The sequence below is a fragment of the Desulfotomaculum sp. genome (assembly GCF_982386235.1).
Window position 1 is genome coordinate 79,156 of the sequence record NZ_CEVWQM010000016.1, and the last position, 9,961, is coordinate 89,116.

At 41.3% G+C, this 9,961-nt stretch carries 7 protein-coding genes, 2 tRNA genes, 1 rRNA gene and 1 other annotated feature; all 10 genes read right to left on the reverse strand.

What is annotated here, in order from left to right:
• Positions 1 to 401: 401 nt before the first annotated feature.
• Positions 402 to 1,043 (reverse strand): response regulator transcription factor, encoded by a 642-nt coding sequence (locus tag AC1U9Z_RS10985; protein WP_479957428.1) that lies wholly within the window; start codon positions 1,041 to 1,043, stop codon positions 402 to 404.
• Positions 1,031 to 2,203 (reverse strand): sensor histidine kinase, encoded by a 1,173-nt coding sequence (locus tag AC1U9Z_RS10990; protein WP_479957429.1) that lies wholly within the window; start codon positions 2,201 to 2,203, stop codon positions 1,031 to 1,033. The genes AC1U9Z_RS10985 and AC1U9Z_RS10990 overlap by 13 nt, the downstream gene beginning before the upstream one ends.
• Positions 2,204 to 2,704: 501 nt before the next feature.
• Positions 2,705 to 2,798, reverse strand: a tRNA-Ser gene (locus AC1U9Z_RS10995).
• A gap of 16 nt (positions 2,799 to 2,814) precedes the next feature.
• Positions 2,815 to 2,904 (reverse strand) — tRNA-Ser (locus AC1U9Z_RS11000).
• Between the two features lie 174 nt (positions 2,905 to 3,078).
• On the reverse strand, positions 3,079 to 4,353 hold the full coding sequence (gene serS, locus AC1U9Z_RS11005; protein WP_333530121.1) for a serine--tRNA ligase: 1,275 nt from the start codon (positions 4,351 to 4,353) through the stop codon (positions 3,079 to 3,081).
• 188 nt (positions 4,354 to 4,541) lie between these two features.
• Positions 4,542 to 6,122 carry a phosphoglycerate dehydrogenase gene (gene serA / locus AC1U9Z_RS11010; RefSeq protein WP_479957430.1) on the reverse strand — a complete coding sequence of 527 codons (1,581 nt, stop codon included), beginning with the start codon at positions 6,120 to 6,122 and terminating at the stop codon, positions 4,542 to 4,544.
• Positions 6,122 to 7,279: a pyridoxal-phosphate-dependent aminotransferase family protein gene (locus AC1U9Z_RS11015; RefSeq protein ID WP_479957431.1), complete on the reverse strand. Its 1,158-nt coding sequence runs from the start codon at positions 7,277 to 7,279 to the stop codon at positions 6,122 to 6,124. Before AC1U9Z_RS11015 ends, serA begins: the two co-directional genes overlap by 1 nt.
• A 77-nt stretch (positions 7,280 to 7,356) precedes the next feature.
• Positions 7,357 to 7,608, reverse strand: a binding site (T-box leader).
• 91 nt (positions 7,609 to 7,699) lie between these two features.
• Positions 7,700 to 7,993 (reverse strand): hypothetical protein, encoded by a 294-nt coding sequence (locus AC1U9Z_RS11020; RefSeq protein ID WP_333530125.1) that lies wholly within the window; start codon positions 7,991 to 7,993, stop codon positions 7,700 to 7,702.
• Between the two features lie 183 nt (positions 7,994 to 8,176).
• Positions 8,177 to 9,403 carry an HD-GYP domain-containing protein gene (locus AC1U9Z_RS11025; protein WP_333530126.1) on the reverse strand — a complete coding sequence of 409 codons (1,227 nt, stop codon included), beginning with the start codon at positions 9,401 to 9,403 and terminating at the stop codon, positions 8,177 to 8,179.
• A gap of 457 nt (positions 9,404 to 9,860) precedes the next feature.
• A 5S ribosomal RNA gene (gene rrf / locus AC1U9Z_RS11030) occupies positions 9,861 to 9,961 on the reverse strand; the annotation flags it as partial.

The window sequence follows — 9,961 nt, forward strand, 5'->3', positions numbered from 1 at the left end:
CATTTCCTCCATTCCATCGATTTATAGAGCGGTATATCTTGTCTTTTTTGAAGATAAGAAGAACATGTTCAAACGCCTTCCTAATAAAATTGGGTTTACGTATTTTTAAAACAGACGTTCGGACATATTTCCAATTAAATACATTTTGTTGTTTTTTGAATATTCTATAATATGGAATTTGGGCATACAAGTGACTTTCAAAGAAAAAGTCATATGACTTTTTGTGAGACAAAAAAGGGCTGGCTATCAGGTAAAACCTTTTAGCTCAGCCTCTTTAAATAAAGCAAAGATACAGGAAACATACCTCGGCTATGGGGGAGAGATCATTTCTTGTATATTTTTTAAAAGCATTGGGACAGGATAAATATCCGCAAAAATCGGGCATAACCTTTTAGTTCCCCTTATGGGTTTTCCAATCCCTTGATGAGACAAATGGCTTCCTGCCGTCTCTTGACCTCAAATTTAGAGTAGATCATACAGATGTAGTTCTTGGTTGTTCCTAAAGAAATTCCCAATTCCTGTGAGATTTTTCCATTGTTATAGCCGCTTGCGATCAGATTGGCGATTTCAATTTCACGCTGTGTCAGGCCATAATCCGCCAGATTGCTTTTTCTGATTTCTTTCGGAATATGCGCTATAATTCTGGATGCAATGGACACAGGAATGGTAACATTGCCGTTGAAGGCGTTGCGGATTGCTTCAATCAGCCTATCGCCCGTAGTATCCTTCAACAGATAGCCGTCCGCGCCACTTTTGAAAGCACTTATAATATATTCGTCCGGATCGAAGGTCGTTAGCATTAAAACCACCGTTTTCGGATGTTTTGCCTTAATTTCCTTCAATGCTTCGATACCGCTCATCACAGGCATTCGGATGTCCAGCAGGACCACATCCGGCAGACAGGTATTTACGAATTCCACCGCCTTTTGCCCGTTGTCAGCTATACCGATTACCTCCATGTCCGGTTGGGAATCAAGTATGATGCGTATCCCGTCACAAATCAGATTTTGGTCGTCGGCTATCACTATTCTTATTTTTGACACTTTGCCACCCTCCCCATTGTTTCATCTTCATCAGAAATTACCATTTCTATCGTACAGCCGGCTTGCCCCGTAATTTTCAGCTCTGCTCCGAAACGCGCCGCATCTTTTTGAATCTTTGTCAGCCCATACCCATGTTTCATATTATGAAGACCCCTACCGTTATCCTGCAGCCTAAAAAAAATCCGCCCGCCTGTTTTTCTTAATTCCAACTCGAATCTGGTAGCCTGCCCATGCCGCAGGCCGTTTGTCAGTCCTTCCATAAGTGTATTGTATAGAAAAGACTGTATCGGGACGGCAAGCTCATCCAGCTCCTTTGCCGATGCTTCGGATAAATTGTGAACAATCGTTATTCCGGTAAGCTTTTTAGTTTCCGAAATCAGGCTGAGGATTCTGTCGGTATAGTCCCAGCCAATGTCTGAAGGATAGCTTGCCTCGCCTATGATCACCCTGCGCAGGGATTGCATGGCGGTACGGATTTGCTGTGCTACGCTTTCCAGCTTTATCTTTGCGTGGGAAATATCCTTGTCCATCAAAACGGCAGTGGCCTGGGCTCCTATGGAAGCGGTCGCCAGGATGTGTCCAAGCTTGTTATGGAGCTCATGCATAAGCTGTTCTCTTGCCCGAAGGTCCGCTGTTTTCTTCAACTCGTCCATATATACCGTCATTTGATCCATTGCCGCTTCAAGCTCACGGTTTTTTTCCGCCAGCGATGCGGAGAGCATCTTATTTTTTTGATTCGCATTCACTACGCTGCGTGTATTGATAATCACTAAAATAATAATGAACCGGGGAATTAGAATTATCCTGTTTTCAAGCCAGAAATCATACAAAGCAGGCGCATCCGCCTTATAATACAGCATCCCTATGTAAGCCAGAAAAGCGATTAAGGTATAGAGCATGCTGAAACGGGCCTCATAGACCAATATGGCATAAGAGATGATAAGAACAAGAGCAATGCCCGGGAATATGGAATGTTCAAAATACAGAAGACACAACGCACAAACCAGCTCTGCCACCATGAGCTTTTTGCCCCCGGGCAGCAGTTCTTCCGGTTTATCATAGTGAAAGTGATGGTATGCCATCATCGTCACCAGTATGATGTAGAGTGCCCCGGTAATCAGACGATCTGAAGTTTTATCAAAATACAATGTAATGGCCACACAGAATATCCCAAAATAGTATAGGGATAAAAAAAGCCGTCTGATGTTTAAATCCATTTTTTATCTACCTTTCACTTTGGCATTATCTAATCATTTTCGGTTTATTTTCTCCAGAGTCCACAACCGTTCCTTCATTGGCATCTCCATAAATTGCATAGCTGTTTCTCTTCTTCAAATATTTTTAGCTGAGACTTATCGCCTTGCTTTTTTTGCTTTAAGTCAATAAAAGCCACGCTCAGTTCATCAAGCGTCCAAAATAGATAACGTGAGTGCCTAAAAAAGAGCATAAAAAACAGGCGTATTTTCTAAACGAAAATACGCCTGTTGATTCTTCCCAATGATTCCTATTTAGTTGCAGGGTGAGCGTTCAACCCCTCCAGATTGCCAAAAAAGTTCAAATTCATCTTTCATTTTGAAACCCAAATAATCGCCGCTTTTATTGCTGAAAATGCCGATGCCATGCGGCTTTAACCGCATGGCATCTTTTTTAATCAAATATTATGGCGGAGAGCGAGGGATTCGAACCCTCGATACAGGTCTACCCCGTATACTCGCTTAGCAGGCGAGCGCCTTCAGCCAACTCGGCCAGCTCTCCGTATATCTATCTCACATGGCGGAGGGAGTGGGATTCGAACCCACGGAACCCGTAAGAGTTCAACGGTTTTCAAGACCGCCTCCTTCAACCGCTCGGACATCCCTCCGAACTCGGAGGTGGATCCTCCAAAACAGCTCGTTACCCCAAGCAAGATAGAGTATATCATAGTCAAAAACCGTTGTCAAACTTAAAATAATTAGAAAAACTTGGCGAAAGCCTTGTTTGCCCTTATGCATGTCGGAAAGTTTATACTTTCCGATATGTAAACAATTTATTGTTATTAAATTGTTATTTTCTCAACTCCACCCATGTATGGTACAAGTACTGGTGGTACTGTAATACTACCATCAGCCTCTTGATAATTTTCCAAAATAGCAGATAATGCTCGCCCGATGGCCACCCCTGAGCCGTTTAATGTATGCACAAATTCCGGCTTAGCTTTGGGAGTTGGTCGATATTTAATATTTGCCCTTCTCGCCTGAAAATCCAAAAAGTTACTGCAGGATGAAATTTCTTTGTAGTTATTGTAACTGGGCAGCCATACCTCTAAATCATAGGTTTTGGCCGATGAAAAGCCCATATCTCCCGTCGATAAAAGAAGCACCCGATAAGGTAGGCCCAGGGCTTGAAGTACCTTTTCGGCGTTGCTGGTTAAACGTTCTAATTCATCAAAGGAATCTTCTGGCCTGGAAAATTTAACTAATTCAACCTTGTTAAACTGATGCTGTCTGATTAGTCCCCTGGTATCCCTGCCAGCAGCCCCTGCCTCTGCTCGGAAGCATGCACTATAGGCACAGTGGCAGATGGGAAGTTGTTCTTCAGAAAGAATCTCCTCCCGATATAGGTTTGTCACCGGAACCTCCGCAGTAGGAATTAGATAATAATTTAATCCTTCCAATTTAAACATATCATCCGCAAATTTAGGCAGTTGACCGGTACCTACCATGCTATCACCATTTACGATAAAGGGTGGGAAAATTTCCGTATAGCCATGTTCTCTGGTATGTAGATCCAGCATAAAATTTACCAAAGCACGTTCTAAACGGGCTCCCATGCCTTTATAGAAGGAGAATCTGGCACCTGTAACCTTACCACCCCGTTCAAAATCAAGTATATTTAAATTCTCCCCAAGATCCCAATGGGGCTTTGGTTCAAATTCAAAATCCCGGGGTTTACCCCAACGCCTTATTTCAATGTTGTCATTTTCATCTTTACCCACGGGAACTGATTCATGGGGTATATTAGGAATGGCTAATAAAATCTCCTGCAGTTTATCTTCAATGGCCTTAATTGCATCATCCATATCTTTAATTTGCTGAGATACTTTACGCATCTCCAGGGTTCTTGCCTCGGCATCTTGTCCGGCTTTCTTTAATTTGCCTATTTCCTGGGATACGACATTGCGTGTGTTTTTTAACTGTTCCACCACTACTAATTTTTCACGGCGTAGGGCATCCAGTTTTAAAAAGTTATCCAGTGATATGTCAGAACCACGTTTACCAAGACCTTCTAATACAAGTTCTGGGCTGCTGCGTACAAATTTAATATCCAACATAAATAATACCCCCAAAATTTGGTAGGAATTTAGTCCTAATGTTAATATTGCCACATTCAAACAGAAATTTCCTTATGTATTATACTATAAGCCTACTTCTTTGTAAAACATTGGGGAAATACAGATTTATTATTAAAATGCAAGGTTAGGGTTAGCAAAATAATGCCAACCCTAACCTTCTTACAATGCTATAAACTTACCATTTTTACTTCTAATATTCCATCAATGGTTGCAAATTCCTTTAAGGCACTGGGTGGGATAATATTATCAACCATCATAATCATAATGGCCTTACCGCCAAGTTCAACCCTACCAACTTGCATACTAGCAATATTAATGGCTACATTACCCAAAATGGTACCAACTTTACCGATAATACCTGGTTTATCAATATGGGGAGCTACCAGCATATGACCAGTGGTAGGAGCATTAATACGGTAGCCGTCTATATTAACAATGCCAGGTTCGTTGCCTTGGAATAACGTTCCGGATAACATCCTTTTCCCTTTATCGGTATATATATTCACAGTAATTAGGTTATGATAGTCCTCACCATTTTCCTTGGTGGTCTGAATGACCGAAATACCACGGTTGCGGGCCACCAGGGTAGCATTAACAAAATTGACATTTTCCTGGAGGATGGGGTCCAAAAGTCCCTTTAGTAAGGTTGTTGTAATGGGGTTGACATCATATTTGGCCAGATCACCACTGTAAACAACCTCAACCTTTTCTATTCTTCCATCCAGCATTTGGGACTGGAAGGTACCTAATTTTTCCGCCAAATCCAGGAAGGGACGAATTTTGGCTAATAACTTTGGACTCATGGAAGGCATGTTTACGGCATTCTTTACTAGGTCTCCCCTTAGTGCAGCAACAATTTCCTCTGCCACATCCACGGCTACGTTTATTTGGGCCTCTTCTGTGGAAGCCCCTAGGTGTGGGGTGGCAATAAAGTTATCCAGTTTGATCAAGGGGCTATCGGTGCAGGGTTCGCTTTCAAAAACATCCAGGGCTGCTCCAGCCACCTTACCGGATACCATATATTCGTATAAAGCTTCTTCATCCACAATACCGCCCCGGGCACAGTTTATAATACGAACCCCATCCTTCATCAGTTCGATGGCTTCTTTATTGATCATATGATAGGTTTCTTTGGTTTTAGGCATGTGAATGGTAATAATATCCGCTTTTTTAAAGAGTTCCTGCAAGGTTACAATTTCCACAGCCATTTTCTTAGCATGATCCTCAGAAATGTAAGGATCATAAGCCACTATGTTCATTTCCATCGCCTGGGCTCTCTTGGCTACGGCAGTACCAATACGACCCAGACCGATAACACCAAGGGTTTTGCCTCTTAATTCAACGCCTAAGAAAGCTTTTTTATCCCAGATGCCATTCTTTAACTTACCACAGGCCGCAGGCACCTTACGAGCCAGCGCTAACATCATCGCCATGGTAAGTTCAGCAGCAGCAATGGTGTTACCATCCGGAGCATTTACAACTACAATCCCTTTGTTAGTAGCTGCATTACGGTCAATATTGTCAACACCCACACCAGCACGGCCAATTACTTTTAACTTTTTGGCAGCTTCTATTACATTGGCGGTAACTTTGGTGGCACTACGAACGATCATGGCATCATACTCACCAATAACTTCAATCAGTTGATCTTCGGTCATTTTTTCACCGATTATCACTTCAATATCTGTATGTTTACGTAATGGGGCTAAACCCTGTTCCGATACTCCATCCATCACTAATACTTTCATTATGCGTGATCGCCTCCTACAAATATCATTTGAGCTTCTCTTACACCAGCACCTAATTCAGCTTTATAACCCACCTTGCCCAGGGCCATTTCTAGTGCGGAAATGGCAATAATAACATCCATTTTATCTGCAAAGCCCATATGTGCTATGCGAAATATTTTACCTTTCATTGCATCCTGACCACCTGCAAAGGTAACGCCATAATCCCTTAACAGTACCTTACGCAGGGTATCAGCATCTACAACCATGGGGGACTGAACTGCTGTCACAGCCATTGAGGCACAATCGTCCGGTGCCAATAACTCCAAGCCAAGTCCCTGAATAGCTGCCCTTGTGGCCCTTGCCAACATTTTATGTCTAGCAAAAACATTGTCCAGACCTTCTTCTAAAATCATATCAAGGGCTACATCCAAACCATATACCATGCTAACTGGGGTGGTATAGGTAGTATTCCATTTAGCAATGGATTTTTTTGCTTTTAATAAGTCAAAGTAGTATTTCGGAGAAGTGTTTTGTTGAATTTTTTGCCATGCTTTTTCGCTTACACTTATGAAAGCTAATCCAGGCGGTAACATCAAAGCCTTTTGAGACCCACTGACCACAATATCAACATGCCAAGCATCCGTTTGTAGATCGATGGCAGCAAGGCCACTTACGGCATCCACCACAAGTATTGCCTCATACTTGGCCACAAGTTTACCAAGTCCCTCGATATCATTTTGTACACCAGTGGAAGTTTCGTTTTGTGTAGCCAACACCACTTTAATGTCTGGGTTTTCTTCTAACTTCTTTTGTACTACCTTGAGATCTATATCATAACCCCAACCAAAATCAACAAAATCTACTTCACCGCCGTAAATTTTGGCTAAGTCCCTAAACCTTTCGCCAAATTTACCGCTTGATAATGCCAAAACCTTATCGCCGGGGCTTACTACATTGGCAACTGCTGCTTCAAGGGCACCAGTACCGGAGCTACCAATAATAAAAACATTGTTCTCAGTCTGGAAGACTTTTTTCAGCTTATCGGTTACTCTTTCTACAATCGTTTGAAACTCAGCACTTCTGTGGCCAATAATCGGCCTAGACATGGCTTCCACTACACGGGGGGGAACTTGAGTAGGTCCCGGAATTAAGAGATACTTTTTGTCAGGTATCATAAAATCCCTCCAGATAATTTTTTACCCGTCGGGGGGGAAAATACAAAAACCTCCCGCCCCTAACGGATGATCAGTCCATTAGGGACGAGAGGTACTTCTCCCGCGTTGCCACCCTTGTTGACTAGGAAATATAAATACCCCAGCCCACTCAATTGTTATAACGGGTATCTTCCCGTATCTACCTACTACAAACAGTATATAAGGTATCACTGTGCTTCGGCAGATCCCCTCAGGGGAGGAATTCACCTAAACCCTCTACCGATTCACACCAACCATCGGCTCTCTGTATAGAAAAGGTTTAAATTACTTTTCCCCTTCGCAGGGTTTAAATTCTCTTCCAATAAGAGTATTTTACACAGGAGACCTTTGTTTGTCAAGAGTGGATATTGTTTTTTGGGGCCCATTTTTCTATCCTCCCCTTCATGGCCCACGATTGTTTGTTTTAGGTAACGAGCTTAGAATGATAGCCATACTAATGGCCGTACCGATTTTTAAGGCATCATACGTTTTTTCAGCTTCTTTGTAGTATGCATCAAACCTTTCCCTAATTTTATTTCCGGTCGATAATACAACTGCATTTACGTTTTCAATCATATTTTTTGAGTCATTTACAACCTGTAGTCTATTTTCTATCAAGGTGCCAAACATAAATGAGAAGATTACCGCCAATGTGACTACCCACTTACTCATTTTGTTCAGGTTGACAAACTTCATTGCAGTTCACCTCCTGAACGCTGCCAAGTTAGCGTCACTTTTATATTACCATATAATACCAAATACCATTATATTCCATTTTGCTTTATTTAATGCCATTATCGTCTGTGTCGTTAATTTTATTAGTATTTTTTTGGCTTTAGTTACATTTGCTTCTATTTACTAATTGCCCCATCATATAAACTAGATAAATTGATTTGATTCGCTAACATGATGGGCATCGTCATAATTGGCAAGTAAGAGTGATGTTAACTCTGAATCAATAGCACCTGATTTTACTTTGTTTGTTAAGATTTTTATTACCTTTTCTTTTTCCATTGCGTCCCGATAGGGTCTTGTTTCTGTCAGAGCTGTAAAAATATCCGCCACTGCTATGATCCTTGCCCCATTTTTTAAATCGACAGCGTCCAACTTAAAGGGATAACCCATACCATTTAATGTCTCATGATGGCAAGAGGCATAATGATTGATCTCCTCAAATCCTTCAATCATATTTAATATATGGTAGGTGTAATAGGTATGTTTTTTCATGATATTATATTCTTCGTCGGTCAGTTTTCCGGGTTTGTCAAGTATCTTTTCCGGCACCCCTAATTTACCCAAATCATGTAATAAACCGGCCACCCTGATGATCCTTTTATCGTGCTCTGAACAATCCGCCTTAGCAGCCAAGAAACTAGCCACATTGGCCACACCAGTAGAGTGTCTTCTGGTAAAAGGACTCTTAAAATCGATAACCTTGGACATGGTATCTGCCACTGATAGTACCTCTTTATAGCCTAATTCTTTGGCATTTATGGGGCAGTGGTGAGATAATATATCAGTTAAAAAGGGTGAATGCAAATCTAACCAAAAGCATTCCCGATTGGATATATCGTTAAATGCTTCCACTAGGTGTGGATCGAAAAGCCCCCAACTTTCCCCATTGATCCTTCTGCAGATTGATTTTTTTTGTTCCAGTATGTAGATACTTTCATTTAACAAAACATCCACCCTGTCTGCCAGGTGTATGATCCTACTTTCTATGGGTATTTGGTTTCCCATTCGTTTAGATGCGTTATTAACGCCGTCCCAGCGATCATGATGATATAAAATAATTTCGGCAATAGGGCTAAATAATGGATGATCCTTAAATAGTTTATAACCATTTTTACAGTGTTCGGAGGCTTCCCCTATTAAGAATTCAAATAATAAATCCTTCTCTACCCAAGTGCTTGAACCAGCATCGTGCAAAATTGCTGCTGTAAATAGGTTGCCTAATCTCTGGGAATCAAGACCGTAAAGTTTACCAATTTGTAAAGACATCAGTGCTACCCTTTGATGATGTCTCATTAAACCATGGGCGCAAAAATCCATAGACAGGCTTAGGGATGTTAGTAATTTATAATAATTAGTTAATAACTGTTTCATTATGGTTACCTACCTTAAAATAATTTTGTAAATTGTTATCACCCATAGTCCTTATCTTAATTATCTTTTGTTCCTCCTGAAGCAATCGGCAATAAGCTTTCAATCTAATTTATTGCCACAGATACTACCAGGAAACCCATGTTATTATACCTAATATTATGAGGTATTTTTAACATTGGGATAAAAAAACCACTTATAAATAGACCCGAGGGCGGTTCGAAACCAATGAAAAAGTGCTTCTAAAAATTCACCCTATACAATATGTTGTGATTCAACATGGGTTTTAGTCACAATATATTGAGTGGATTCTTGAAAAATGATACTTTTTCAGTGATCTCGGACGGTTCTCTTGTTTATGCCGGGAAGACATGCTTGGGGGTTCTTAGACAAAAAACCGTCCCCATATCTACACATAACAAAACCCTACAGTCATTATAACTGTAGGGTTTTAAAAATACTCTGGCAACGACCTACTCTCCCAGGAGCGTGAGCTCCAAGTACCATCGGCCCTGAAGGGCTTAACTGCTGTGTTCGGGATGGGAACAGGTGTACCCCCTC

What these genes read in the sequence shown, in the direction of transcription:
- AC1U9Z_RS11020 (WP_333530125.1), bottom strand. Translation starts at nt 7,993, where the DNA reads ATGAAGTTTGTCAACCTGAACAAAATGAGTAAGTGGGTAGTCACATTG.
- AC1U9Z_RS11025 (WP_333530126.1), bottom strand. Translation starts at nt 9,403, where the DNA reads ATGAAACAGTTATTAACTAATTATTATAAATTACTAACATCCCTAAGC.
- serA (WP_479957430.1), bottom strand. Translation starts at nt 6,122, where the DNA reads ATGAAAGTATTAGTGATGGATGGAGTATCGGAACAGGGTTTAGCCCCA.
- serS (WP_333530121.1), bottom strand. Translation starts at nt 4,353, where the DNA reads ATGTTGGATATTAAATTTGTACGCAGCAGCCCAGAACTTGTATTAGAA.
- AC1U9Z_RS11015 (WP_479957431.1), bottom strand. Translation starts at nt 7,279, where the DNA reads ATGATACCTGACAAAAAGTATCTCTTAATTCCGGGACCTACTCAAGTT.